This is a genomic window from Gammaproteobacteria bacterium (assembly GCA_034522055.1).
Lineage (GTDB): Bacteria > Pseudomonadota > Gammaproteobacteria > JAABTG01 > JAABTG01 > JAABTG01.
Genome location: JAXHLS010000002.1, coordinates 2,397,154 through 2,423,390, shown reverse-complemented (window position 1 = coordinate 2,423,390; position 26,237 = coordinate 2,397,154). Strand labels below are relative to the sequence as shown.

Here is a 26,237-nt window from a genome sequence, read left to right as displayed (position 1 = left end):
TGAATAGGGAAGTTTGTCGGGCTGAAGCCCGACCTACAATCCTCCACAAGCGCACCTTGGGGACATTCAAGCGTCATTCCACGTACTCCCGGGGCACCCGCGGGGCGACACCGCACAGGAGTTCGTAGGCGATGGTGCCGGCGGCGCCGGCCACCTCCGCCACCGGCAGGCCGGGGCCCCACAGTTCCACGGGATCGCCGATGCGGGTGTGGGGCCGGGTGCGCAGATCCACCGTGATCATGTCCATGGAGACGCGGCCGGCCAGGGGTACCCGGTGGCCGTCCACCAGCACCGGCGTGCCGCTGGGGGCATGGCGGGGATAGCCGTCGCCGTAGCCCGCCGCCACCACCCCCACAGGCATGGCCTCGGGACAACGGAAGGTGGCGCCATAGCCCACGGTGGCGCCGGCCCGGCAATGGCGAACCTCGATGAGTCTTGACTCCAGGGCCATCGCCGGGACGAGGCCGAGACCCGCGGCCGTGACCCCCTGGAGCGGGCTCACGCCGTAGAGCATGATGCCGGGACGCACCCATTCATGGTGACTATCGGGCCACCCCGCGATGCCCGCCGAATTGGCGATGGAACAGGCCCCGGGGAGTTCGCCCCGGGCCTCGACGAGGCGCATCTGCTGGCCCACGCTCATGGGGTCATCGCGATCGTCGGCGCAGGCCAGGTGGGTCATGAAGACGATATCGTCCGCCACCGCCGGCGCGTCCCGCAGGCGCTGCCAGTGGCAGGCCACCTCGGCGGGGGCGAAGCCGAGGCGGGACATGCCGGTATCCACCTTCAGCCACACCCCGAGCCCCGCCGCCGCCGTCACGGCCTCCAGCTCCTCCACCTGGCGGGCCTGGTGGACCACCAAATCGAGACCATGCTCCATCACCACACCCAGCTCGTCGCGGTGGAAGTGGCCCTCCAGCAGCACCACCCGCGCCGCCGGCAGCGCGGCGCGCAGGGCCAGGGCCTCGTCGAGGGTGGTGACGCCGAAGGCGTCAGCGTCCGCCAGGGCACCGGCCACGGGCCCCAGGCCGTGACCGTAGCCATCGGCCTTGACCACCGCCATGACCCGGCTGGCCGGGGCCAGCCGGCGCACGCGGGCCAGGTTGTGGGTCAGGGCATGAAGCTGGATTCTGGCCCGCAGGGGGCGGGTCACGAATAGCCTCCCCCATCATAGGCGGAGGTGTAGTTCTCGAAGCTGGTGAACTCCCCCAGGAAGGTCAGGCGCACCATGCCGATGGGCCCGTTGCGCTGCTTGCCGATGATGATCTCCGCCATACCCTTGTCGGCGCTGTCCTCGTGGTAGACCTCGTCACGATAGACGAACAGGATGACATCGGCGTCCTGCTCGATGGCGCCGGATTCCCGCAGGTCCGACATCACGGGGCGCTTGTCGGTGCGCTGCTCCAGGCTGCGATTGAGCTGGGACAGGGCCACCACCGGGCAGTCCAGCTCCTTGGCCAAAGCCTTCAGGGAGCGGGAGATCTCGGAGATCTCGTTGGTGCGGTTCTCCTTGGTACCGGGCACCTGCATGAGCTGCAGGTAGTCCACGATGATGAGCCCGAGATCACCGTTCTCGCGCTTCAGACGCCGTGCCCGGGCCCGCAGATCCGTGGGCGTAAGAGCGGGGGAATCGTCGATGAACAGGGCGCTGTCCCGCAACAGGGCGGTAGTGGAGGTGAAGCGGGGCCAGTCGTCGTCGGTGAGGCGGCCGGTGCGGATCTTGGACTGGTTGATGCGCCCCAGGGAGGAGATCATGCGCATCACCAGTTGCTCCGCCGGCATCTCCATGCTGAACACCGCCACCGGCTGCTTCTCCGCCAGGGCCACGTTCTCCGCCAGCTTCATGGCGAAGCTGGTCTTGCCCATGGAGGGCCGCCCGGCCACGATGATGAGGTCCGAGCGCTGGAGGCCGGCGGTCTTGTCGTCGAGATCGGTGAAACCGCTGGACACCCCGGTGAGGGCGGAACCCGACTGGTGCAGGGCGTCGATGCGCTCGATGACCCGGGTCAGCACGTCGCTCATGCCGGAGAAGCCCCCGCGACCGCGGTTCTCGCCGTCGGCGATCTGGAACACCAGCTGTTCCACGTGGTCCAGCAACTCGCGGGTCTCCCGGCCCTCGGTGTTGAAGGCCGCATCGGCGATCTGCCCACCCACCCGGATGAGTTGGCGCAGCACCGATTTCTCGCGCACGATGGCCGCGTAGGCCCTGACGTTGGCGGCACTGGGGGTACTTTCCACCAGTTCGGTCAGATAGATCAGCCCGCCGGCGTCGTCCAGTTGGTTGCGACTCTCCAGCCACTGGGAGAGGGTGACCAGGTCGCAGGGCGAGCCCGCCTCGATGAGGGCACGCACGGCCCCGAAGATGAGAGCGTTGGCGCGCTGATAGAAGTCTTCCTTGGAGATCCGGTCGGCGATCTGGTCCCAGGCGGAGTTGTCCAGCAGCAAGCCGCCGAGCACGGACTGCTCGGCATCGAGGGAATGGGGCGGCACCTTGAGGGCCGCGGTCTGTGAATCGAGGTCGCGCAACCGGGACGCGGTTTCCTGCATGGTGCCACCCTGAATGGTTGATCCTGGCGGGGCCATGGAAAACGCCGAAAGATTCAGCGATACCCACGTGGCCCAGGGCCGGACCTCCATGACGTTCCCACAGCGATACCGTCGCGGGGGCGCCGGCGTGCCACCGGCTGGACCGGGCCGATGCAAGCCGGAACCGACTGAATCAGCCCCTCTGGTCCGGCCGCAGCCTTGACCTCAGGTTACGCCGTGGCGCCGGCGGCGTCATCTCCACCGGCACCGGGCCAACGGCCGGTTCAGTCCTCCGCCACCACCTCCAAGCGCAGGCTGGTACGCACCTCGCCGTCCACGTTGAGTTCCACCTCGAAATCACCGGTATGACGCAAGGGCCCCTCGGGCAGCAGCACCTCCTGTTTCTCCAGCTCCACCCCCGCGGCGACGGCGGCCTCGGCAATATCCGCCGTGCCCACGGAGCCGAACAGCTTGCCTTCGGCCCCGGCCTTGCGCTCGATGCGCAGGGACAGCTCACCCAGCTTCGCGGCGCGCGCCTCGGCCTTAGCCAGGGCAGAGGCCTGGGCGGCCTCCAGCTCGGCCCGCCGCTCCTCGAAGGCGGCGATGGCCTCCTTGGTGGCCGCCACGGCCTTACCCTGAGGCACCAGGAAGTTGCGGCCATAACCGGGCCGCACCCGCACCCTGTCGCCCAACCCACCGAGGTTGTGAACCTTCTCCAGCAGTATGACGTCCATCACGGTCTACCTTTCGCGTTAGTCCTGCAGTCCCTTGCGTCTGAAATCGATCCAGGTGTCGGCCATCCCCGCCGCACCCAGGGCAATGGTCGCCGGCGCACCCATCACCAGCAACAATACATAGGTTCCGAACAGCCAGCCCACGGAAGCGCCCCGCTTGGCCACCAGGGCATGGACCACGGCCAGACCCTGAAATACGAACAGGGCCATGCCGATGATCGCGAACTCGCCGGCGAAGCGGCCGAAGCCGCCGGGGGCCACCATGGCGACACCGACCAATACCAGGGTCGCCAGCGCCAGGGCCTGGGGCAGACGCAGGGCGCGGAACTCCTCGCCGAACCCGCCCGGCTTGTAGAGCACCGACTGCCACCAGCGACCCAGCCACAGGGACAGCAACTGGCCCACCATGGACGCCACCGCCACCAGTCCCGTCATCAGCGCGGCGATGTTGTCCAGGGCCTGGGGATCCATGGTTACACCCTGACCGCTGAGGGCCGGGGCCAGGATCTCCTCCAGCATCTGTCGCCACCAGTCGGCAGGCGACTCCAGAAAAATATACAGCAGCACCACTACCAGGGCGGACAAGGCACCCGCCGTCAACATCGCCAGTTCCTGGGAACCTGTGGCCCGCAGCACCAGGGCCAGCAGGGTGACCGGTACCCACAGGCTCAGGGCCACGGCCACGGCCGGCACGAAGGAACCCAACGCCAGGGTCGCCAGCAGGCCGGTGCCCAGCAGGGCTGCGGCTCCCACCACCAGGGCCTCGCGCCCGCCGTGGCGCAGGGCCACGAGCACCAGGGCTCCGGCGCCCAGATAGGCCAGGGGCGCCACCAACAGCGACAACACCGTGAAAACCGCGATGACGGTGACCGCCTGGAAGCGGCCCCGCATCGTGTATTGGGCGATCAAGCGCACTGTAGGTTGGCCGGGCAGTGACTCACCGCGGGCGTCGCCGGAGGCCCTGCCCGCCCCTCGACACGCCCTCGTCGATTTTACTCGTGCTGGTCCGAAAACGGCAGCAAGGCGAGATAACGGGCCCGCTTGACGGCCGTGGCCAGTTGGCGCTGGTAACGGGCCTTGGTGCCCGTCACCCGGCTGGGCACTATCTTGCCCGTCTCGGTGACATAGGCCTTGAGGGTGGCGAGATCCTTGTAATCGATCTCGGTAATTCCCTCGGCAGTGAACCTGCAGTACTTGCGGCGGCGAAAAAATCTGGACATGCCCCTTTCTCCTGAATACGTGAGTTCGAAAAGTGAAGTAGCGGCCTCAGTCGGCGGCCTTGTCCGAACCCCCGGAGTCATCGTCACCACCACGGGAACCGCCGTCATCCGCGTCACCGTCGTCGCTGTCTTCACCGGAGTCATCGTCTGAGCGGCTCCGCGACGGGCGCGTATCGCCACCATCCCGATCACCCGAACGCGGCTCCTTCTCCTCCTTGGACTTGGCCATGAACGAGGGTTCGGTAACCGCCTCTTTCCTGCTCAGAACGAGGTTGCGCAACACGGCGTCGTTGAACTTGAACGCACTCACCAACTCGTCCAGCACCTCCTGTCCGCACTCGATGTTGAGAAGCACGTAGTGAGCCTTATGGATCTTGGAGATGGGATAGGCGAGGGGGCGGCGTCCCCAGTCCTCGAAGCGGTGGATCTTGCCGTTACCGCCTTCGACCATGGATCGGTATCGTTCCACCATGGCCGGCACCTGCTCGCTCTGATCCGGATGGACCAGGAACACGATCTCGTAATGACGCATGTAGGGTTCCTTTCGGGTTGAGCCCCCCGTTGCGCTGCGGTGGGGCAAGGAGATGTCCCGCATGGGGGACGGAAAAGCAGGGCAGTCTAATCCACCGGCCCGCCCGACGCAACAACAGCAAGCGCGCCTCCCCGCCCCCACAGCCGCCCCCATTCCCTTTCCCCTTTCCCCTTTCCCTTTTCCCCTACTCCCTACTCCCTACTCCCTACTCCCTACTCCCTATTCACCATTCACCATTCACCATTCACCATTCCCCTATTCCCCTATTCCCCCAAAGTATCCCTATCGATCGCGCTGCCGCACCGCCTCGAACAGCGCGATGCCGGCCGCCACGGAGACGTTGAGGCTCTCCACGGTGCCCTTGAGGGGGATGGCGGCGAACTCGCTACAGTGTTCCCGGGTCCGGTGCCTCAGTCCCTTCTCCTCGCCGCCCATCACCAGGGCGAGGGGACCCCGCAGGTCGCAGTCGGACAGGGGCGCGGCCGCCATGCCCTCCAGACCCACCCGCTTGAGTCCGCGATCCGCCAACAGCTTGAGGGTGCGGGCCAGATTGGCCACCTGGATGAAGGGAACGGTCTCGGCACCCCCGCAGGCCACCTTGCGCACCGTGGGGGTGAGACCCACCGCCCGGTCCCGGGGCGCCACCACCAGGGTCACGCCGGCGCCATCGGCGGTGCGCAGGCAGGCCCCCAGATTATGGGGGTCTTGGATGCCGTCGAGTATCAGTACCAGGGGTGCCGGGCCGGCGGCTTCCAGCAGGGGCTCGATGTCGGGTTCCCCCCGGGGGTGGCCGCTCCGGGCGAGAGCCACCACACCCTGGTGCCGCACCCCGGGCACCAGCCGGTCCAGTTCGGCGCGCTCCACCTCGTGGACCATGCCGACGCGGCGGCGGGCCAGCCCCAGCAGGCGCTCCAACCGGCGATCCTTGCGGGTGCGCTGGACCCACAGCTCGGTCACGGCCCCGGCATCGCCCTCCAGCAGGGCCGTGACCGCATGGAGGCCGCAGACCTTCTCCGCCATGGCAGCGGGCTAACGTCGGCGCCGCCGACCGCCGCGCCGGGACTTGGCCTTGGGCTTATCGCCTTCTGCCGGGGTTGCCGGGGTTGGCGGGGTTGCCGGCGTCTCCAGGATTGCCGGAATCTCGGCGGCGGCCTTGGGCCGCGCCCTGCCGCGGCCGCTCCCGGCCTTGTCCTTCGGCTTATCGCCTGACGCCGGGGTTGGCGGGGTTTCAAGGGGAGCCGGAGTGTCGTCGGCGGCCTTGGGCCGGCCCCTGCCACGGCCACCCTTGGCCTTGGGTTTATCGCCTTCCGCCACGTTTGCCGGGGCTGCCGGGGTTGGTGGGGTTTCAGGGGGTGCCAGTGTGCCGCCGGCGGCCTTGGGCCGGGCCCTGCCCCGAGCGCCCCTGCTCCTGGCCTTGCTCTGGCTCTTGCTTTGGCCCTTGCTTTGGCCCTTGCCTTGACCCCGGCCCTTGGTGGCCGGCGCGGCGGCAGGCTCGAAATCGATCTTGCGCTCGTCCAGGTTGACCCGCATCACGCGGACCTCGAGGGGATCGCCGAGACGGAAGGTCTGGCCCGTGCGCTCCCCCTTCAACCAGCGGCGTACCGGGTCGAAGTGGTAATAGTCGTCGCCGAGGGCGGTGATGTGCACCAGGCCCTCCACGTAGATGCCGTTCAGCTCCACGAACAGCCCGAAGGAGGTGACGGAGGAGATGACGCCCTCGAAGGTATCCCCCACCCGGTCCTGCATGTACTCGCACTTGAGCCAGGCCTCGGCGTCACGGGTGGCATCATCGGCCCGCCGTTCGCCCGCCGAGCACACCTCGCCGAGCTGGCCGAGGTCGCCCTCGTCATAGGGGAAATCCGCGGCCTTGCCGCCCCGCAGCATGTGACGGATGGCCCGGTGCACCATGAGATCGGGGTAGCGTCGGATGGGCGAGGTGAAGTGGGCGTAGTGCTCCAGGGCGAGACCGAAGTGACCCTTCTTCTCCGGGCTATACACCGCCTGGTTGAGGGAGCGCAGCATCACCGTCTCGATGAGGTGGCGATCCGGCCGCTCATGCACCGCGGTCAGCAGCTCGTTGTAATGAATCGGTTCCGGCTTGTCGCCGCCCTGCAGGCTGAGGCCGAGGCCCTGGAGGAACTCCCGCACGTCGGACAGCTTCTGGCCGCCGGGCGGCTCGTGGACCCGGTACAGGGCCGGTATGCGATGGCGCTTGAGGAAGCGCGCGGCCGCCACGTTGGCCGCGATCATGCACTCCTCGATGAGCATGTGAGCGTCGTTGCGCTCCACCGGCACGATGCGGTCGATCTTCTTGTCCGGCCCGAACACGATGCGGGTCTCAGAGGAACCGAAGTCGATGGCGCCGCGGCGCTCCCGGGCCACCCGCAGCACCTTGTAGAGATCGTGCAGGGCTTCCAGGTGGGGCACCAGGTGCTCATACTCCTCGCGCAACGCGGCATCGCGCGCGACGAGGATGTCGGCAACCTCGTCGTAGATGAAGCGCGCATGGGAGCGCATTACCCCCTCGATGAAGCGCGAGCGGCGGATGGTGCCCGCGGCATCGAACTGCATCTCGCACACCAGGCACAGGCGGTCCACCTCCGGGTTGAGAGAACACAGGCCGTTGGACAGCACCTCCGGCAGCATGGGTACCACCCGCCCCGGGAAATAGACGGAGGTGGTGCGCTCCAGCGCCGCCTGATCCAGCAGCACGCCGCGCTCCACGTAGGCCGAGACATCGGCGATGGCCACCAGCAGGCGCCAGCCCTTGGGGGTGGCCTCGCAATAGACGGCGTCATCGAAGTCCTTGGCGTCGGCACCGTCGATGGTCACCAGGGGCAGATGGCGTAGATCCGTGCGACCCTTCTTGGCGGCCTCGGGCACCTCATGTCCGAAGGCCTTGAGTTCCTCCTCCAGCCCCTCCGGCCATTCGTAGGGGATGCCGTGGGCGCGGATGGCGATGTCGATCTCCATGCCCGGTCCCATGTGGTCCCCCAGCACCTCCACCACCCGTCCCATGGGGCGGGCGTGTTTCTCGGGCTGGCGGGTGAGTTCCACGGTGACGATCTGGCCGGGCTCGGCGCCGCCGCGATCCTCCGGCAGCACCAGCACGTCGTGTTGCACCCGCTTGTGGTCGGGGACCACCAGCCCCAGGGGGCCCTCTTCCATGAAGCGCCCCACCAGGGTGTTGGTGTTGCGCTCCAGAACCTCCACCAGGGTGCCTTCGCGCCGTCCCCGGGCGTCCACCCCCACGGTGCGCACCAAGGCCTTGTCGCCGTGGAGCAGGCCGCGCATCTGGCGCGGCGACAGGAACAGGTCGTCCCCACCCGCCTCCGGCACCAGGAAACCGTAGCCGTCGGCATGGCCGATGACACGCCCGCGTACCAGGTCCATCTTGTCGACGGGGCCGTAGGCGCCGCGCCGGGTCACCACCAGCTGGCCGTCCCGCACCATGGCGCCGAGGCGCCGCTCCAGGGCCACCACGGCCTCGTCTTCCAGACCGATGCGGGACCGGATCTCCGCGAAGGGCAGGGGCTGACCCGCCTCGGCCAGCAGATCCAAGAGGAATTCGCGACTGGGGATGGGGTTGTCGTAGCGCCTGGCCTCGCGGCCGGCGTGGGGATCCCCGGCGCGCCAGTCGGCGGGCTTGCTTTTGTTTTTTGCCATAGGTTCGGAATTTATTGTTGGGAAGTTGGGAAAGACGGAAGCGTACGTTGACACTGCGCGGGACGAAAGGTACATTCTCGCGCTTCCTGACGGGCATTCATAGCCCCGGCCCGGGATCCACCTGCCGAGGTGGCGAAATTGGTAGACGCGCTAGCTTCAGGTGCTAGTTGGGGAAACCCAGTGGAGGTTCAAGTCCTCTCCTCGGCACCATCTCCTTAAGCCATGCCAGACCATGCCAGAGCATTCAAGCAATTGTTCTGAAAGCGTTTTCCCAGCCGCTTCGTTCCATTTGCATTTACATTGTGTTTTGTTGTCGGTTGAAGTGCCCCCTGTCAAGACAAAGTCCACCTGAGTTTAAGTTCTACATTCCACCTCATATGCAGCAGCTGCACGGCGCTGCCCCGATTCAGCACTGACGGCTGTTGTCCAGTACGAAGCCAAGGCCATCCATGCTGAAAAGCAGATTCACTACAATCTAACCAAGAGTTAGCTTCCTATGTTCCCGGACATGCTTCACTTTCCATAGCAACTGGGGGTGTTGCCTGATACGCGCTGCCAGTTTGTCGTCACCGGTCAGAAGCTCGGGGACAATTTCACCACGTTCGAGGACCGCATCCAGAAAATCACGTTCATGTTGCTCATATGGCAACACCAACGATAACCGATCCCGGCATTCTGTGACCAAGCGTTCCGTCCACTCGTTCATCTCCCTGGATGCAGGAACGGCGTTACCGCGTAGAACGGGTATAAGCTGCTGTTGAAGCTCTCTCTGGTCACAGCGTATATCGTCAGGTGATATCGTTCTCCAGTCTTTACGGCTGCACGCGCCATACACAACAAAACCCAACCGTACCTTTTCGCGTTCAAGATCATCGTGACTGAGCAACGCGTGTGCGTCGAAAAGATCGCGACTCGCCTGTCTGGAAAACAACGCACCAAGCTTGCCCGCCGCGAGTTCGTGAATATCGAGGATCGGTATATCGCGCGCCTGGAACGAGCCCACGGGATGGGAATCGCCCAGCTGTACCGGCCACAACGGAACCCGCAAGGTGAAGACCACATCGATTTCAAGATTGGCGTTGCGGCCAAGCGCATTGGTATATCCAAGTCGCCACTTGCCGCCGGCGTGTTCTTGCGGTACACGTCGCAGCGTCAACCCTTCGCGGCCACAGATTGCCGTGATCGCGTGTTCAACCTTCTCCCGCTCAGCAAGCATCACGTCACGCTCCGGAGACCCTATGTAGTTCAGATCGATATCGACGGAGAGCCGTGGCAAGTCGAATACGAACAGGTTCAGCGCCGTGCCGCCTTTCAAGACAACGCGATCCTTGAGGAAGGGATGACTTCGAAACGCATCCAGCAACCCGATCAGACGGATGACCTTGTCCAGCGTTTCCGGCAGAAACCCGGTCGCCGCCGCCTCGGCCTGGAGATCCTGGAGCGAAAGATTCATGCCCCCTCCTCCCAGCTACGCTCCAGCACGGCCGGCGGCACCACCAATCGCCAGGAAGAAACGAGCTTGCCGGATTCCCGACGGCCGCGGTCCAGGTAACAGGGCTGCTTGGGTATGTGCTGTCGCAACAGATCCAGCCGTGCCTCATCCACCATCAGTGCTTCACGGTGTTGCTCGAGGAAAAAGCCCACCTTCGCGGCTGCCGTCGCACTTTGCAACATCAGGACGTAGTCGGTGACCTGGTCCAGGTTGAAGTACTCGACCGATTCCAGGGATCGCCACACCTCCTCCCATCCGCCGCCCAGGCCGGGACGCACGAGCACGTCCACCATGGTGCGTTCGAGATGGGTGACCCGAACCTGTCCCCCGGCGTGTTTGTGAGTCTCGACCCCGAACAGTTCGGCCTGATTGGCCTGCAATGCCTTCGGAAACGGCACGGCGGTGAATTCCTGCCCCTGGTACTCGAAGGGCCGCCGGGCGTGGCGGGACAGATAGGGAAACCGGCGATGCACCGAATAGGCCTTGCCGTGGAACTGCAGTGCGCTGTGGTAGGCCAGCACGGCGTCATCCGTCATGTGCGCCCCAAGCAGGTAGGGGTCCACTCGGTAGCTCTGCGGGCGTATTCCCTCCGGCACGACGGCATACAGGCCGCGACGGACCCGCAGCAGGTGACCCGCGTTGACGTGGTAGGCCAGCAGGGCCTCCCGGGTCTTTGTACTACGGGGGCCACTGGCCTCCAGAAAGGCGGCAAACGTCTCATGCCGGAACACCGGATTTTCACGGAAGAAATCCTGTACCTTCATTGCGTGCGAGCCAGTAGTTGACAATTCTTGCGTGGACACCTAACTAATTTAGGGGTAGTTGCTATATTTGTCAACTTCTAGTCACTTGACGTTTCCTGCTGTTGCACCTAACAAAATTAGGGGTTTAAGCACGCTTTGTCACTGTAACAGAGATAATGGTTTGCCGGAAATGGCCAATGGACAAGGCGCCTGTCCGCCAGCCGGGAGCTGGCGCTGTACAGCAATCACGAAAAATGGAGCGCACGTGGAGCGCAGAAAAACAGATTTTATGTATGCTGCTGTTTTATATGATTATTTTTAGGGAGTTATGGTAGTTCAAGTCCTCTCCTCGGCACCATCTCCTCGCTTTATCTGGGTTATCAAGCAGTTGCCTTCTGCTGACGGCCATGTGTCCGCGTTGGTGGTCCGTGAGGATGCCACCGATGCCCGACCCCATCGTGAACAACGCGACTCGCGCCCGCGGCCCGGCCACCCCCCACCGGCATCATGCCCCCAAACCCGACCTTGTGAACTGTCACTTCCGCAGGGAAGCTTACACGGCTGCAAACGGGGCAGCCACTAAGCATAAGTCTGCTGAAACACCGTATCCGCGAGCCACTTGCGGAACGAGTCATTGTCGCTGAACTGCTTGAAGAGTTCGGTATCGTCTTTAAGGATCTCTATCATCACACGGGCCAACGCCTTGTCATGCTGAATGCGGGCGTTTTGCTTGCCGGAGTTCTTCTTCGCGTTCTGATAAGCAGTGTCCGCCGCCACCCTCGCGGGGATTTCCTCGGTAATCAGCTTCTGCACCCTGTCGGCATCAGTCCACTTGATGTTGCCGAACTGGTCGTTGAAGGTCTTCAGGATATTCGAGAGCCGCTCCAGCTCCGGCTCGCCCCTGGCGCCGCCTCCGGTCGTTGGGACGGGCTCTATCATTGCCTCCTGGTCGGGGAGCTGGATCTTCAGGGCTGCCTGCTTCTCCACCCGATAGCTGTCCATATCGATGGCTGCCAGGATGCCCTTTGAGAGATCTTCTTCCTTGGGTGCCGGCAGCTTGGGTATCAGGAAGTTGAGGAAGATCGAGAGCTTCTCCCACTGCGCATTGGTGTAGGGCAATATGGCCGCAAGGAAGCCATAGGCCCGAACGAAGGCCTTGGCCTTGCCCTTGAAGTCCACCTCGCCGTCCTCGTCGAGTTCGTCGTTATAGGTGGCCACGCAGGCATCGAGGATGGGATCCAGCTTATCGCGCTCGGCGCCCGCCAGGTATTGATCCACCATGCCATCGATCTGGCCCTGGTCATACACCTGGTAGCCATCGAGTGCCGACTTGAGATCGTGGAGCTTGTTCGGGTCGGTCTCTTCGCTGAGGAGGGTCGTCCGGTAGAAGTCGGAGAAAGCCGCCTCGATGGTATCCGCGTCGTTCATGAAGTCCAGCACGAACACGTCATGCTTCTTCGGATGCGCGCGGTTCAAGCGTGACAGGGTCTGCACCGCCTTGATGCCCGACAGGGTCTTGTCAACGTACATGGTATGCAGGAGCGGTTCGTCGTAGCCCGTCTGGAACTTGTCCGCACAGATCAGGAATCGGTAGGGGTCTTCCTGGATGTTGTCGGGTATGAGGTTGGATGGGAACCCGTTGAGCGACGCCTCCGTCACCCTGTCGCCGCCGTATTCATGTTCACCCGAAAAGGCGACGATTGCCGCATAAGGACTCTTGCGCTCTCCGAGGTAAGCGCGAAAGGCATGGAAGTACCGGATGGCACGATCCACCCCATTGGTGATCACCATGGCCCGCGCCCGGCCGCCAATCTTGTTCAGCGCCACCACCTGCTCGTGAAAGTGATCCACCATGATCTCGGACTTCAGTCGGATGGCATGATCATGACTCTCCACGTAGCGGCGCAGCTTCTTTCTTGCGCGCTTGGTGTCGTACTCCGGATCGCTCTCGACGGTCTTGACCAACTTGTAGTAGCTGTTTACCGGCGTGTAGTACTTCAACACGTCCAGGATGAAACCCTCCTCGATGGCCTGCTTCATGGTGTAGCTGTGGAAAGGCCGGTGTTTGACGCGCCCGTCTGGCTGCGGATCGGCCTCGCCGAATATCTCCAGGGTCTTGTTCTTCGGCGTGGCCGTAAACGCGAAGTAGCTGGCATTCGGCAGCATCTTGCGCGCCTCCATGATGCGGTTGATGCGGTCCTCGGGCGTTTCCTCGTCGTCGTTCTCTCCGCTCTCGGCAAGGGCCATAGAAACGGCCGCCGAGGTCTTGCCACCCTGGCTGGAGTGGGCCTCGTCGATGATGATGGCAAACCTACGGCCCCGGTGCTCGCTCCCGATCTCGTCAAGGATGAACGGGAACTTCTGCACCGTTGAAATGATGATCTTCTTGCCCCCCTGGATGAACCCGCGCAGGTCACCGGAGTGCTCCGCGTGCCCCACCGTCGACTTCACCTGGGCGAACTGCTTGATGGTGTCACGGATCTGCTTATCGAGGATGCGCCGGTCGGTGACCACGATGATGGAGTCGAAGACTTCCACCCCCTCCCTCGCCAAACCGATGAGCTGGTGTGCCAGCCAGGCGATAGAGTTGGACTTGCCGCTGCCGGCCGAGTGCTGGACCAGGTAGCGCCTGCCGGCACCTCTTGCCTCCACATCCGCCAGCAGCTTCCGCACCACATCGAGCTGGTGGTAACGGGGAAAGATCTGTACTGACTTCGACTTGCCGGTCTTCAGGTTCTTCTCCGTCACCACCTGGGCATAGTTCTCCAGGATGTCGGTCAGTCCGCCCGGCGTCAGCACATCCCTCCACAGGTAATCGGTCTTGAGGCCTTCCGAATTCGGCGGGTTGCCGGCACCGTCATTCCAGCCCTTGTTGAACGGCAGGAACCACGAGGCCTTGCCCTTGAGGTGGGTGCAGAACTGGACCTCCTGGTCGTCGACCGCGAAATGCGCGATACAGCGACCGAACTGGAATAGCAGCTCGCGCGGATTGCGGTCCCGCCTGTACTGCTCCACCGCGTCCTCCACGGTCTGCTTGGTGAGGGAGTTCTTGAGTTCGAAGGTGAACACGGGTAGCCCGTTGATGACCAGCCCCAGGTCCAAGGCCAGCTGCGCCTCGTCCCCGCTGTAGCGGAGCTGCCGGGTGACGCTGAAACGGTTGCGGGCATATCGTTCCGCCGCCTTCTCGTTTCCTGTACTCGGCGTGCCGTAGAAGAGGTCGAAGTGATGGGGTCCGTGGCCCACGCCGTGTCGCAGCACGTCGATCACGCCTCGCTTGGTGATCTCCCCTTGGAGGCGGGCCAGGAACTTGCGGCGAACCGGGCTATCATCGCCAAGGTCAAGGGCCTCGGCCGTGTCCGGCTGGGTCTGCCGCAAGAAGGCGGACAGCTGATAGAGATCGACGCCGTACTCGCGCTCGTAGTCCTGAGCGTAACCGCCGATCCAGCCGGTACCACCGTAGGGGACCTCCGGCCGCTTGACCGCGGCGGCGGGTAGCGGATCGCAGGGATGCCCCGTCAGCGCCTTGCAGATGAGGGCTTCGAGCCCGCTCTCGCTGGTATCCGTAGTCATCGAGGTTCCTTTCTCCTGGCGCTCACGGGCACCTCGCCGTCGATGGGTTTGATCAAGCAACCGTCAAGCAATCGGAATGAGCTTATCCTATTAATTTGCATCGCAAGTGCTGGGCCAGTCAGACGTCTGAGAGCCCGCCTGTCAAGCAATGGTCAAACAAGGGCTGCGCCTGCTCGAAAAGCCGGCCTTTGCTTAATCCTTTGCTAACTTCGCATGTTCTAGCTTGGTTATAGCAAAGACCCATCTTATTGATAAATAAGCCAAATACATGCTCGGCTTTGCTAGAACCACTGGCTTCTATGGCAATTATTTGCTCGCTCATCCTTGAGATGCCAAAGACCAGATAGTCGCGCAGCTGGTTTGCGAGGCAAGCAGCGTTGGCCAGGGCGAAAAGGTATGCGCCTATTTCCTGGGGATCATAGCGGTTACGCTTGAACTCAAGCCACTCCGTCTCGGTCGGCAGACCGCGCAGGCGATCGACCATTGCGACGAGATCGACGCTCATGTCTCGGCCTCTTTAATGGTCGCATCGAATTCATCGCTCTCAATTCCATCGGCGCTGTCCATGGCGTCGGCATCATCGAAAACCTCAGGTTCCTCTGCCTCATCAGGGAGCCGTGCCGCCACCTCCCGTACATCGAGCTTGCCGGTGACAACGTCGGCGATCAGGCGTGTGCGGTATTCGCGGAGGAGTCCGATCTCGCGACTAGCCCGGCCGATAGTAGCGTCGATATCGGCGGTGGCGTCATGAAGCCACTCTAGAATCGCGTCCTGTTCTGGGCGCGGAGGGCAGAGGAAGCGGATATTTAGAAAGTCATCTGGGTACAGGCGCAACCGGCTTGTCGTTATGCCACTGGAATTAGCCGTGTAGAAGTTCTTGTACAGCGTCGTCCGCAACAGAAGGTCCAAGTACTCATCGGCGAACCTACCTGAATCGATCTGCTCATACGTGTGGTAAGAAGGGCTGATGAGTCCGTGATAGCCCGAAACGCCGATCGCTCCCATCCAAGCCCACATCGTGTTGACGGCAATCTGCCCGGGGGTACAGATTTTCGATCCTACATACGACTCAGCCTTGAACATGGTGATGTTCTTCTGACTGCGCGGAGTCACACCCGTAATGTGAGACACTGACAGAAGTTCTTCTTGGCCAGCGCCACTTCTGATGTCGATTTCACGAAAATAGTACTTTCCTCGCTTGATTTCCCAATGCTCCGGCACATCCCCCAACCACTCCACGCCGGAGGGCTTGAGGCGGACGTTGGGGTCGAGGCCGCGGGTGACGGCGCGATGGATGATGGCCTGCTTCTGCTCCTCCAGCAGCTTGATCAGCTTCTGCTTCGCGCGAATATAGCGCCGGATGCGCCGGTCCATGTGGTCGAGGTAGCGGACGATGGCGACTTGTTCGGGGAGGGGTGGGAGAGGCAACATAAGGCGCTTCAGTTGCGAACCATAGATGTGAACGACCGTGAAGCCTCGGCCCATGCCCGCCTTTTGATGTCGAGCCGGTGGAGCGTCTGCCGCGTAGCCGAGAAAGCGAGGCTCTATGGGAATCAAAGGTCGAAAAACCAAAACGTCACCGCCACAACAGGCTGATCCAGTCAGAAGGTTCACTGCTGAACGGCCTATGTCTTCAATAGTCTCTCCGCTAGCCGCGAATAGGAGGTCACCGAACTGTATCGGTGTGTACGCTGACGCTCTTTCAGCCGAGACATCGGCCTTCGTCGACCGGATGAAGAACTCGTGTCGCGTGTAGAGGTCTCCGTAGCGGACACAGGGCACGCCTTCCACAACCTCATCTTCTTTATTGCCACCTTTGCCTTTGAATAGCTGGCCCATGCGCGCGATCGGTCGAATCTCCCAATGCTCCGGCACTTTCCCCAGCCAGGGCACGCCGGAGTCCTTCATGGCGGCATACGGTTTGAGGTCGGGAATCACTGCGCTTCACCCAGCCTGGTCGGCACGCACTGGTCGAGCTTCCTATGCAGCAGCGAGATCAGTGACAGGTAGTCGGCCGCGTCGTCTTCTCCCTCCCAGAGAATCTTCGGCTCGTGAGCGAGCGGATTGCGAACGGCCGCGATGCATTCTTTCAGCAGCGCGGCGAAACCCTTGTGCTCGGACTTCTCGGTTTCGGTCTGTAGAGTGTTCATGGCCAGCATCGGCCGTTCGGCGGCAACACCCGATCGATCAGATGGGTGTCGTCCGCCAGGATTCCTGGTCATATCTCGAACCCGTTGGGCAAGGCCCTTGGTAGCCTCGAACACGGCGTGGAAGTAGTTGTCCTGCAGGAGTTCGGAACGGCAGTACTTGACGACCTCGGGGTGCATACGCCGACCCTGAAACTTTGCGCGGATCGTGCGTACTCGTCGCTCCGCCTCATCGATCGTGGTGGCTGGATCGACCTTGCGGAACTGCTCGTCCGAACCGTAGTCGAGCCCTGAGAAGGCCAGAATCATATTCAAGTTCTGCCGATGCGCTCCGAACGCCTCGCTTCGCCCGACGAATCGCGCTGGCGTCAGGAACGCACGAATGACGTCGATGACCTGATTAGCGCAGCCGCTACGGTTCTGGCAATCCAGAAACAACCAGTAGAGTCGACGCCTTTTCGTCGATTCACTGGAGTTGTCGGCGAGGCCGCGATTTTGGAACACGGGGCTGATGTCGGTTCCCGATCCGCACTCGCCGAGCGCTCGGGCCAAAGCTTCAACTTGCCCTTCTGGAAAGCACGGAACTTTGGCCATCAACTGTCACCTCCACCGTTCCCGGTAGGTTGCTTGCTGATCGTGCGCCAGATCGACCAGGCCTGCCAGTCGGATGGGAAATCCATAGCGGCTGTGTCGATGCCGTGGTGTGCTACAAGCTCCCGCAGCCGGGTGCACCAGTGATGGCCGGGCGACACGATGTCCATGCAATGGAGTAGCACGACGAGGCTGTTGTAAAGCTTGCGAGAACCGTGCGCCCATTGTGTGTCCAGACCAGAGGGTTTGGTCCGCGGTGGCTTGGGTGTAATCGTGAATTCCCGGTTCCACAGCCGACTGTGATGCGCGCAGACATTGCGAACGTGGCTCAGGTGATGCAGCCAGGATTGCAGGAGACCTTCGTCCGTGTGATAAACGTCTGCTATTGCACGCCGAGTCGCCTTCGGCCTGAGGTTTGCGTACCAGCGCGAAAGCTGTCCCAACGACATGACTTCACACACTGCCCAGACGGGCGGTAGTGCTTCCTGGTAAGTGGTCCGGAAGTGTTCGATGAAGACCTCGTCCGAACGGTTCACTTCGTCGGTCAAGCTCGCCAGATTCTGCTGCCAGCGATCCCTGCGCCGGGCGAGTGCGGGGTCCAGATGCGCGTGTGGATTGTGCAGACGGGCGAGCTGGTAGGCCCAGTGGCTGCGGATCGATACCTCCACGCGCTCAATCGCATCCATCACCAGCAGCCGCAGCTCGCGATCGAAGACGTAGAGATTCAGAATCTCGCTGAACCGCGTGCCGGGTCTGAACTGATGCGTCCCATGGTCCGCCTCGAACGGCAGCCAGTAGGCGCCCAAACGATAGTAGTTCAGGTGCTGCAGGTAGAACTGCGCTTCGGCGGGATCGTCAACGATCAGACCGCGTTCGATGAGCAATTCGAGCTGCTGGCGGTAGGAAAGCGGGGGCTTGCGGAACCGGCGGGTCACCGCAGCGACCCCAGAAACAAGTAACCCGCCGGTTTGAGGGTACTCCGAAGAGCATAGCCTTGGCGGGTTTTGTTAGTGCTTAGGTTACACCCTGCGCGGGGCGTCTGTCGAGTCTCGGAGCCCGTAAGTCGCCTGGCGTATGCAGCTGCTGCTTTCAACCCGGCATCCCCCCAATGATCTCGCCCAACAACCCCTCGGTCTCCTTCTCCAGTACCAGGATGTCCGCCCGAATCTCTTCCAGCGAACGCAGCGGCTGCGGCTTGTAGAAGTAGCGGGTGAAGCTGATCTCGTAGCCGGTCTTCACGCTGTCCGCGAGGTACCAGGCATCGGGCGCGTGGGGCAGCACCTCGCGGCGCAGGAAGGCCTCGATACCACCCTCCTCCATGAGAGGCACCTGCTCGGTGTCGCGCAGGTCGCTGTCGGGCTCGTACTCCACCACGGCGGTCTTGCCTTTAAGGGTGACTGCAAACAGGCCCCGAAGGGGGTCTGCTGGGGTTCCCTTCCTGTGGATCTTCTTGATGACCGGCGGCGCATCATCGGCCCGCTCGTGGATCTCTCTCAGCTTCTTGATGTCCGCGGCCTTGTAAGCGCGCTCGGGGTCGATGCCCTTGAGGCGCAGGGGGCGCTCCACCGTGACCTTCCAATAGCCGAAGGCCGCATTGGGAAAGATCCTGGATTGCTCCGTCTCCTCGAAGGAGAGGAAGGTATCGCAGATGCACTGGAGGTCCTCCTCGGACAGCTCGCAGTTCTTCTTGCCGAGATTCTTACGCAGGGGCTTGTACCACTCGGTGGCGTCGATGAGTTGGACCTTGCCCTTGCGATGCGCCAGCTTGCGGTTGGTGAGCACCCAGATGTAGGTCGCGATACCGGTGTTGTAGAACATGTTGAGGGGCAGGGCGACGATGGCGTCGAGCCAGTCGTTCTCGATGATCCAACGGCGGATGTTGCTCTCGCCCTGGCCGGCGTCCCCCGTGAACAGCGAGCTGCCGTTGTGGACCTCGGCGATGCGGCTGCCAAGCCTGGAATCCCGCCGCATCTTGGAAAGCATGTTCGCCAGGAACAGCATCTGGCCGTCGCTGGAGCGGGTGATGAGGGGGTATTCCGGATCGCCCCCATGCTCGATGACGAAACGTGGGTCCTTTATGCCCTTCTTGCCTCCCATGCGCTCCAGGTCGCCCTTCCAGCTCTTGCCATAGGGCGGGTTGGAGAGCATGAAGTCGAACTCCCGGGACGGGAAGGCATCGTTCGACAGCGTCGAATGCTCGGGGCCGCCGACCAGGTTGTCTGCGGCATCTCCCTCCCCCTGCAGCAACAGGTCGGCCTTGGCGATGGCGTAGGTTTCGGCGTTGATCTCCTGGCCGAAGAGGTGAGTGGCCACTTGCTTACCGTGCTCGGCGGCCAGTTGTTGCAGGGTCTCCTCGGCGACGGTCAACATGCCGCCGGTACCGCAGGCGCCGTCGTAGAGGAGATAGGTGCCATCCTCGATCTGGTCGGCGATGGGCAAAAAGACCAGGCGGGCCATGAGCTTGACCGCATCCCTGGGCGTCCAGTGCTCACCCGCCTCCTCGTTATTCTCCTCGTTGAAGCGCCGGACCAGCTCCTCGAAGATGGTACCCATGGCGTGGTTGTCGAGGCCGGGCTGCCTCACCGTGCCGTCCTGGGCCACCATGGGCTTGGGGCTCAAGTTGATGTCGGGCGAAAGCAACATTTCGATCAGGGTGCCGAGGGCGTCGGCCTTGGAGAGCCGTGGTATCTGATTCCTGAACTCGAAGTTATCGAGGATCTCCTGGACGTTGGGCGAGAAGCCGTCCAGATAGGCCTCGAAATCGGCCTTGAGAGCCTGTTGGCTGGCGCGGTTGCGAAGGTCCCGCAGAGTAAACCTGGAGGTGTTGTAGAAGGGCTGGTCCGCGGCCTGCCGCAGAGCGGCATCCTGATGGATGATTTCGGCCTCATCCAACGAGGCCTTCATATCAAGGACCGCCTGCTTGGTCGGCTCCAGCACGGCATCGAGGCGCCGCAGAACCGTCATGGGCAGGATGACGTCACGGTATTTGCCCCGGACGTAGAGGTCCCGGAGCACGTCGTCTGCGATGCCCCAGATGAAGTTGACGATCCAGTTGAGATTGAGCGGCTCGGACACGACGGAAACACTCCCTATGACTTATTGTTCTTTTCCTGCCAAAAAGAAGCATTTTCGGCTTTTCTTGTCAGGTAAGGCCATCACCTCGCCTCCTCCCCTGGTTCACCTGGAAAAAGGAAAAACCCACCCCCACTTCGGGGGAAGTTGCGGGGAACAATCGCCAATTCATTCATTGACTCCCAACCATCCCTGATTTCCTCAGTCCGATACCCGTATAACTGGAGCGCCCTGCGCCCACCCCTCAGAACGACTCGCCGGCCGGCCGCAGGTCCAGTTCGTGGGTCCAGCAGTCGGCAGGCTGGCGGATGATGTCGAGACAGGTCGCCGCGACGGAGGTGGGATCCATGCACTGGTCCTCGGTCATGGCGAAATCGTCCCGGGCGCGCTCGCCCCACATCACGCCGTCGATGACCACGTGGGCCACGTGCACGCCCTGGGGGCCGTATTCGCGGGCCAGGGATTGGGCGAGGCCGCGCAGGGCGAACTTGGCCGCGCCGAAGGCGCTGAAGCCCGCGGCGGCCTTGACGGAGGCCGTGGCGCCCACCAGCAGCAGGGTGCCGCCGCCCTGGGCCACCATGGCGGGTAGTGTCGCCTGGGCGCCGTGCACCGCCCCCAGGCAGGTGGTGCGCCACAGGTGCTCGAAGACCGCCGGCGGGGTGTCGGCGAAGGCCTGATGATGGAAGGCGGCGGCGTTGTGGACGTAGACCGCCGGGGTTCCCAGGTCCTCGGACACGGCCGCCATCACGCCCTGGACCGCGGGAGCGTCGGTGAGGCCACACTGAAAGGCCCGGAAGGACCCTGCCCCCAACTCCTCTTCCAGGGCCTCGCCGGGGGTGGCGGAGCGCGCGAGCCCCGCCACCCGGTAACCGTCCCGGACCAGGGCCCGGCACAGGGCGGCCCCCAGCCCGGGGCCGATGCCCGCCACCACGGCCGTTCTCTGGTCACTCATGGTATGCACCTCCGGTGATCGGGGGCCGCGTCACTCTTTGCCCATGAGCCGCACCATCCCCAAGCGTGAATCCGCCTTGTCCAGGACCACCATGTCGAGCATGGCCGGCGGCCTCGAAGAACTGCTCCAGCCCATCCGGCCGGTGGCGCCTTCGCGGCAGCAGGAAGCCGCCGGCCACGACCGCCACCAGGGATAACGCAAGCAACATTGTGATGTTCATGGGCAGCCGCTATCTTGGCAGCTTGATTATGCTTCCACAAACCTCCCTCGCAAGCCTGCCCAACCATGCTGAGAATCTCCCAGCGCGTCACCCTCCCCGACCATGAGATCGAACTCAAGGCCATCCGCGCCCAGGGGCCCGGGGGACAGAACGTCAACAAGGTGTCCAGCGCCATCGAGCTGCGCTTCGCCATCCATGAATCCTCCCTGCCGGAATTCTACAAGGGCCGGTTGATGAGGCTCGCCGACCGGCGCATCGGCAAGGACGGCGTCATCGTCATCAAGGCCCAGGCCCATCGTGATCAGACCAGGAACCGGGAGGCGGCCCTGGAGCGGCTCGCCGACCTCATCCGGCGTGCCGGCGCCGTCACCAAGAGCCGGGTGGCCACGCGACCGCCCCCCCGCGCCCGTAAGGCGCGCCTCGCGGACAAGCGGCAGCGGGGCGGCCGCAAGGTCCTGCGCGGCCAGGTCCGCCACGACGAGGAATGACATGGCCCTCAAGGCGACGGTGTTTCGCGTCCAACTGGCCGTGGCGGATCTGAGCCGCCATTACTACGGCAGCCATGAACTGACCCTGGCGCGTCACCCCTCGGAGACGGATGAACGCATGATGTACCGAATCGTGGCCTTCGCCCTCCATGCCCACGACGACCTCGAATTCACCCGCGGCCTCAGCAACGACGACGAGCCCGACCTGTGGCAGAAGGACCTCACGGGGGCCGTCCTGCTGTGGATGGAGTTGGGGCAGCCCGATATCAAACGAGCCCGCCGCGCCTGCGGCCTAGCCCGCCGGGTCATGGTATACACCTACGATCAACGGCCCGCCCACCAGTGGTGGTCCCAGCACGGCACGGACTACGCGCGCTTCGCCAACCTCGGGGTCTGCCACCTGGCGCCGCGGGACGGTGGCCGCCTGGACGGGCTGGTGCAGCGCTCCATGGAGCTTTCCGCCACCATCCAGGACGACCAGGTATGGCTGGCGGACGGGAACCACGCGGTGGAACTGGAACGCACCGTGTGGCAGGCCCCTTCTTGACGGCCGAGCCCTGGATGCTGGTGGCGGGGGTCATGCTCTTCGCCGGCATGGTGCAGGGGCTGGCGGGTTTCGGCTCGGCCCTGGTGGCCATTCCCCTCATGGCCCTGTTCCTGGACATGGCCACCGCCGTGCCCCTGATGGCCTTTACCGCCGCCCTGATGGCGGTCATCAACGCCATCCACCTGCGCCGCGCCGTGCGCTGGCGCCCCCTGCTGCCCCTGCTGGGCGGCTATTTAATAGGCACGCCCCTGGGGCTCTATTTTCTGGTCTTTGCCCCCGAGGCCCTGGTGCTGGGCCTGCTCGGCGTGTTGCTGTCGGTCTACGCCGCCACCGCCCTGGCCGGACGGGTGCCCGACTACCGATGGATCCGCGAACAGGCCGTAGCCCTCGGCACCGTATCCGGGGCGCTGGGCGCCGCCTTCAGCACCAATGGTCCGCCCATCATCCTCCACGTGAGCAGCCAGGACTGGCCCGCCGATGTGAAAAAGGCGGTACTGTCCATGTTCTTCGTCACCTCGAGCATCATCACCGTGGGTGCCTTCATCGCCGGGGGTCTCATCTCGGCCACCACGGTGCAGCTGGCCCTGCGGGCCATCCCGGCCCTCATCGTGGGCACGCTGCTGGGCATCGCCGTCTACCGGCGCATGTCCGTAAAGGGTTATCAGCGCATCACCTTCGGCCTGGTCCTGGTCATGGGCCTGATGATGACGGTGCGCGCCGGTCTGACCGCCTTCTGAGGCCCATAGCCGGCAAGCGCCCCATGGCGTGCGGCGGGGAGTACCCGCGGGCGGCGGTGACTATTGCTTTTAGCGCCGAAGCTGTTCGAGACCAAGGCCACGGAGATAATTGATAGCAATGCCTTGCTGTTCTTGGCGCTCTTGGCGAGAGAGATGTTGGCGCCCGGCCAGGATCGAGCGTTCCCGCCTCCCTTCGTCAGTCGAAGGGGTGGCGGCGGATGATGGTCTCGCGGCGGTCGGGGCCGGTGGAAATGATGTCCACGGGCACCCCTACCAATTCCTCCAGGCGGGCCAGGTAGGCGCGCGCGTTGGCGGGCAGCCGGTCCTCATCGGTGACACCAACGGTGGACTCGGACCAGCCCGGCATCTCCTCGTAGACCGGTGCCACCTCCGCGGTACGATCCGCCCCCACCGGGGGGCTCGCCAGCAGCTCACCATCCACCCGGTAGCCCGTGCAGATCTTCACGGTATCCAGGCCATCCAGCACGTCGAGCTTGGTGATGCACAGACCGGAGACGGAGTTGATGAGCATGGCGCGGCGCAGGGCCACGGCATCGATCCAGCCGCAACGGCGCGCCCGGCCGGTGGTGGTGCCGAACTCGGCCCCCTTCTCGCCCAGATGCTGCCCCGCGTCATCGAAGAGTTCGGACGGAAAAGGCCCCGCGCCCACCCGGGTAGTGTAGGCCTTGGTGATACCCAGGACGTAGTCCAGATCCCGCGGGCCCACCCCCGCCCCGGAGGCGGCCCCACCTGAAGTGGTGGTGGATGAGGTGACGTAGGGATAGGTGCCGTGGTCGATGTCCAGCAGGGTACCCTGGGCACCCTCGAAAAGGATATTGCCGCCCTCGTCGCGGATGCGGTGCAACTGCCCGGGCACGTCGGTGACCAGGGCCATCAGGCGGTCCCGCATGGCGAGGATGCCGTCCAGCACCTCCCGGGCGTCCACGGTCTCCTGCCGGTAGTAATGGCTGAGGGCATGGTTGTGATACGCCATCACCTGCTCCAGCTTGGCCTCGAAGGCCGCCACGTCCACCAGGTCCCCGAGGCGCAGGCCGCGGCGGGACACCTTGTCCTCGTAGGCCGGGCCGATGCCCCGGCCGGTGGTGCCGATGGCCTTGTTGCCGCGGGCGATCTCCCGGGCCTGATCCAGGGCCACGTGATAGGGCAGAATGAGGGGACAGGCCTCGCTGATGCCGAGACGGCTGCCGGCGGGGACGCCATCCGCCTCCAGCTTGTCCACCTCTTCCAGCAGGGGGCCCGGCGCCAGCACCACGCCGTTGCCGATGAAGCAGCGCACGTTGTCCCGCAGGACGCCGGAGGGGACGAGATGCAGGGCCGTCTTCTTGCCGTCGATGACCAGAGTATGACCGGCGTTGTGGCCACCCTGGAAACGCACCACGGCACTCACCCGGTCGGTGAGCAGATCCACGATCTTGCCCTTGCCTTCGTCGCCCCACTGGGTGCCGATGATGACTACGTTCTTGCCCATGTATATTCGTCTTGGTAGAAGGAAATCGGTTGCTTGGCCTAGAAGAGCCCGGAATGGGAAGAGCCCGGAATGGCTCAGCGCGTGCCTGCCAGAGGAACCACCTGCCACTCCCCTGACCGCTGCACCAGTTCGCGATCACAGCCGGCTTCGGCGGCCGAGCCGGCCTGGCCGGGCAGTTCCTGGATGACCCGCTCGCCCCCGGCGCGCAGGCGCGCGACGTGGGCGTGGAGACCGGCATCGCCGGACCACGGGGCGCGTATGGCCCCCGGGGCGACGGCCGGTGCCTGGGCCCGGGACAGCAGGATGAGGGTCTTGAGATCGGTGCTGAAGCCGGTGGCCGGCCGCGCCCGCCCGAACACCCGGCCAATGTCGTCGTAACGACCGCCACGGGCGATCTCGCGCCCATGGCCCGGCACGAAGGCCGCGAACACGATGCCGGTATGGTAGTTGTAGCCGCGCAGTTCGGCGAGGTCGAAATACAGCGACACGCCTGGTACCCGCTCGGTGACACCGCGACTGACGGTCTCCAGATCATCGAGGGCGGCCATCACCTCGGGGCCGCCGGCGGCCAGACTCTCACGCGCCTGGGCGAGCACCTCGTCGGCGGCGCCGTTCAGTTCCACCAGCCCGTCCAGCATGCGCCGCGACGCCGCCGGGATCTGCAGCGCCGCCAGGAAGGCATCCAGCTCCGGCAGGGCCTTGCGCTGGAGGGTATCGAACAGCACCCGTTCCGCGGCCTCGTCCAGCCCCGCCTGGCGGGCCAGGGCGCGGTAGATCCCGACATGGCCCACATCCACATGGACGTCATCGACCTGGGACAAGCGCAGGGTCTCCAGCAACAGGGTCAGGACCTCGATATCGCTCTCGGCGCCGCCATGGCCATAGAGCTCGGCCCCGGCCTGGAAGGGATTGCGGCTGCCGGCGAAGTCGTCGGGACGGGTATAGAGCACCTCGCCCAGATAGCACAGCCGCACGGGTCCGTCTCCCGCCAGATGGTGGGCATCGATGCGTGCCACCTGGGGCGTCATGTCCGCCCGCACTCCCATGAGCCGCCCCGTGAGCTGGTCGGTGACCTTGAAGGTCTGCAGATCCAGGTCGTTGCCCGTCCCCGTGAGGAGGGAATCCAGGTACTCGATGAAAGGCGGGGCCACCAGGTCGTAACCCCAGCCACGGTAGAGGTCGGCCAGGGCCCGGCGCAACTTCTCCAGGCGAGCGGCGTCCGGTGGCAACATCTCCTCGATGCCCACCGGCAACAGCCAGCGCTCCAGGTTTGCGGCAGCCATCAGCGCACCAGGGTGAGCAGGAATACGCCGATGACCATGCTGGTGAGGCCGGCGAACCTCAGGGTGTTGTCGTCCATGTTGGCGATTACTCTGATGGCACGCTTCAGCCCATCCGGGTTAAGAAAGGGCAACAGGCCCTCGAGCACCAGCAACAAGGCCAGGGCGGCCCCCAGATCCTGCCAGTTCACGGGCGCCCTGCCTCATCCTGCCCTGCCTCTGGCCCGGCCA

Annotated in this window: 24 protein-coding genes and 1 tRNA gene; 5 read left to right on the top strand and 20 right to left on the bottom strand. The window is 64.0% G+C overall.

Annotation, left to right across the window (positions count from 1 at the left end):
• Positions 1–73: 73 nt before the first annotated feature.
• The 8 genes from alr to rnr all read right to left on the bottom strand — a co-directional run bounded on the left by alr (position 74) and on the right by rnr (position 8,678).
• Positions 74–1,153 carry an alanine racemase gene (alr, locus tag U5S82_11830; GenBank protein MDZ7752333.1) on the bottom strand — a complete coding sequence of 360 codons (1,080 nt, stop codon included), beginning with the start codon at positions 1,151–1,153 and terminating at the stop codon, positions 74–76.
• Positions 1,150–2,547: a replicative DNA helicase gene (gene dnaB, locus U5S82_11825; protein MDZ7752332.1), complete on the bottom strand. Its 1,398-nt coding sequence runs from the start codon at positions 2,545–2,547 to the stop codon at positions 1,150–1,152. The genes alr and dnaB overlap by 4 nt, the downstream gene beginning before the upstream one ends.
• A gap of 263 nt (positions 2,548–2,810) precedes the next feature.
• Complete coding sequence (rplI, locus tag U5S82_11820; GenBank protein ID MDZ7752331.1) at positions 2,811–3,260, bottom strand: 50S ribosomal protein L9; 450 nt, start codon at positions 3,258–3,260, stop codon at positions 2,811–2,813.
• A gap of 18 nt (positions 3,261–3,278) precedes the next feature.
• Positions 3,279–4,175, bottom strand: a complete 897-nt coding sequence (locus U5S82_11815; GenBank protein ID MDZ7752330.1) for a hypothetical protein — start codon at positions 4,173–4,175, stop codon at positions 3,279–3,281.
• Positions 4,176–4,252: 77 nt separating this feature from the next.
• A complete protein-coding gene (gene rpsR, locus U5S82_11810) occupies positions 4,253–4,480 on the bottom strand; it encodes a 30S ribosomal protein S18 (protein ID MDZ7752329.1) in 228 nt (75 codons plus the stop codon).
• A gap of 46 nt (positions 4,481–4,526) precedes the next feature.
• Entirely contained in the window at positions 4,527–5,012 is a 486-nt protein-coding gene (gene rpsF, locus U5S82_11805; protein ID MDZ7752328.1) for a 30S ribosomal protein S6, read from the bottom strand.
• 282 nt (positions 5,013–5,294) lie between these two features.
• Positions 5,295–6,032, bottom strand: coding sequence for a 23S rRNA (guanosine(2251)-2'-O)-methyltransferase RlmB (gene rlmB / locus U5S82_11800; protein ID MDZ7752327.1), 738 nt, complete (start codon positions 6,030–6,032; stop codon positions 5,295–5,297).
• Between the two features lie 9 nt (positions 6,033–6,041).
• The gene (gene rnr / locus U5S82_11795) at positions 6,042–8,678 is read right to left on the bottom strand and encodes a ribonuclease R (GenBank protein MDZ7752326.1); all 2,637 of its coding nucleotides are present in this window, start codon (positions 8,676–8,678) and stop codon (positions 6,042–6,044) included.
• Positions 8,679–8,801: 123 nt separating this feature from the next.
• On the opposite strand from rnr, the gene U5S82_11790 reads away from it, so the two are divergent.
• Positions 8,802–8,888 (top strand) — tRNA-Leu (locus tag U5S82_11790).
• 265 nt (positions 8,889–9,153) lie between these two features.
• Here the strand turns inward: U5S82_11790 and U5S82_11785 are convergent.
• The 9 genes from U5S82_11785 to U5S82_11745 all read right to left on the bottom strand — a co-directional run bounded on the left by U5S82_11785 (position 9,154) and on the right by U5S82_11745 (position 21,245).
• A complete protein-coding gene (locus U5S82_11785) occupies positions 9,154–10,131 on the bottom strand; it encodes a nucleotidyl transferase AbiEii/AbiGii toxin family protein (protein MDZ7752325.1) in 978 nt (325 codons plus the stop codon).
• Complete coding sequence (locus U5S82_11780) at positions 10,128–10,934, bottom strand: transcriptional regulator (GenBank protein MDZ7752324.1); 807 nt, start codon at positions 10,932–10,934, stop codon at positions 10,128–10,130. The genes U5S82_11785 and U5S82_11780 overlap by 4 nt, the downstream gene beginning before the upstream one ends.
• Before the next feature lie 558 nt (positions 10,935–11,492).
• A complete protein-coding gene (locus U5S82_11775; protein MDZ7752323.1) occupies positions 11,493–14,483 on the bottom strand; it encodes a type I restriction endonuclease subunit R in 2,991 nt (996 codons plus the stop codon).
• Positions 14,484–14,601: 118 nt separating this feature from the next.
• Complete coding sequence (locus U5S82_11770; protein ID MDZ7752322.1) at positions 14,602–14,988, bottom strand: hypothetical protein; 387 nt, start codon at positions 14,986–14,988, stop codon at positions 14,602–14,604.
• Entirely contained in the window at positions 14,985–16,421 is a 1,437-nt protein-coding gene (locus tag U5S82_11765; GenBank protein MDZ7752321.1) for a restriction endonuclease subunit S, read from the bottom strand. The genes U5S82_11770 and U5S82_11765 overlap by 4 nt, the downstream gene beginning before the upstream one ends.
• Positions 16,418–17,224 (bottom strand): TIGR02391 family protein, encoded by an 807-nt coding sequence (locus tag U5S82_11760; GenBank protein MDZ7752320.1) that lies wholly within the window; start codon positions 17,222–17,224, stop codon positions 16,418–16,420. The genes U5S82_11765 and U5S82_11760 overlap by 4 nt, the downstream gene beginning before the upstream one ends.
• Entirely contained in the window at positions 17,224–18,156 is a 933-nt protein-coding gene (locus U5S82_11755) for an Abi family protein (GenBank protein MDZ7752319.1), read from the bottom strand. Before U5S82_11755 ends, U5S82_11760 begins: the two co-directional genes overlap by 1 nt.
• Positions 18,157–18,310: 154 nt before the next feature.
• Positions 18,311–20,296 carry a class I SAM-dependent DNA methyltransferase gene (locus U5S82_11750; protein MDZ7752318.1) on the bottom strand — a complete coding sequence of 662 codons (1,986 nt, stop codon included), beginning with the start codon at positions 20,294–20,296 and terminating at the stop codon, positions 18,311–18,313.
• A 241-nt stretch (positions 20,297–20,537) separates the two neighbouring features.
• Positions 20,538–21,245 carry an SDR family NAD(P)-dependent oxidoreductase gene (locus tag U5S82_11745; protein MDZ7752317.1) on the bottom strand — a complete coding sequence of 236 codons (708 nt, stop codon included), beginning with the start codon at positions 21,243–21,245 and terminating at the stop codon, positions 20,538–20,540.
• Positions 21,246–21,288: 43 nt separating this feature from the next.
• On the opposite strand from U5S82_11745, the gene U5S82_11740 reads away from it, so the two are divergent.
• The 4 genes from U5S82_11740 (at position 21,289) to U5S82_11725 (ending at position 23,237) form a co-directional block, all read left to right on the top strand.
• Positions 21,289–21,441, top strand: a complete 153-nt coding sequence (locus tag U5S82_11740; GenBank protein ID MDZ7752316.1) for a hypothetical protein — start codon at positions 21,289–21,291, stop codon at positions 21,439–21,441.
• An 89-nt stretch (positions 21,442–21,530) separates the two neighbouring features.
• A complete protein-coding gene (gene arfB, locus U5S82_11735) occupies positions 21,531–21,953 on the top strand; it encodes an alternative ribosome rescue aminoacyl-tRNA hydrolase ArfB (GenBank protein MDZ7752315.1) in 423 nt (140 codons plus the stop codon).
• Position 21,954: 1 nt separating this feature from the next.
• Entirely contained in the window at positions 21,955–22,500 is a 546-nt protein-coding gene (locus U5S82_11730; protein ID MDZ7752314.1) for a YaeQ family protein, read from the top strand.
• A complete protein-coding gene (locus tag U5S82_11725; protein ID MDZ7752313.1) occupies positions 22,482–23,237 on the top strand; it encodes a sulfite exporter TauE/SafE family protein in 756 nt (251 codons plus the stop codon). The genes U5S82_11730 and U5S82_11725 overlap by 19 nt, the downstream gene beginning before the upstream one ends.
• 196 nt (positions 23,238–23,433) lie before the next feature.
• Here U5S82_11725 and U5S82_11720 read toward each other — a convergent pair whose 3' ends face one another.
• The 3 genes from U5S82_11720 to U5S82_11710 form a co-directional block, all read right to left on the bottom strand.
• Complete coding sequence (locus U5S82_11720; GenBank protein ID MDZ7752312.1) at positions 23,434–24,726, bottom strand: adenylosuccinate synthase; 1,293 nt, start codon at positions 24,724–24,726, stop codon at positions 23,434–23,436.
• Positions 24,727–24,800: 74 nt separating this feature from the next.
• On the bottom strand, positions 24,801–26,009 hold the full coding sequence (locus tag U5S82_11715) for an ATP phosphoribosyltransferase regulatory subunit (protein MDZ7752311.1): 1,209 nt from the start codon (positions 26,007–26,009) through the stop codon (positions 24,801–24,803).
• Positions 26,009–26,197: a DUF2065 domain-containing protein gene (locus U5S82_11710; GenBank protein ID MDZ7752310.1), complete on the bottom strand. Its 189-nt coding sequence runs from the start codon at positions 26,195–26,197 to the stop codon at positions 26,009–26,011. Before U5S82_11710 ends, U5S82_11715 begins: the two co-directional genes overlap by 1 nt.
• Between the last annotated feature and the right edge of the window lie 40 nt (positions 26,198–26,237).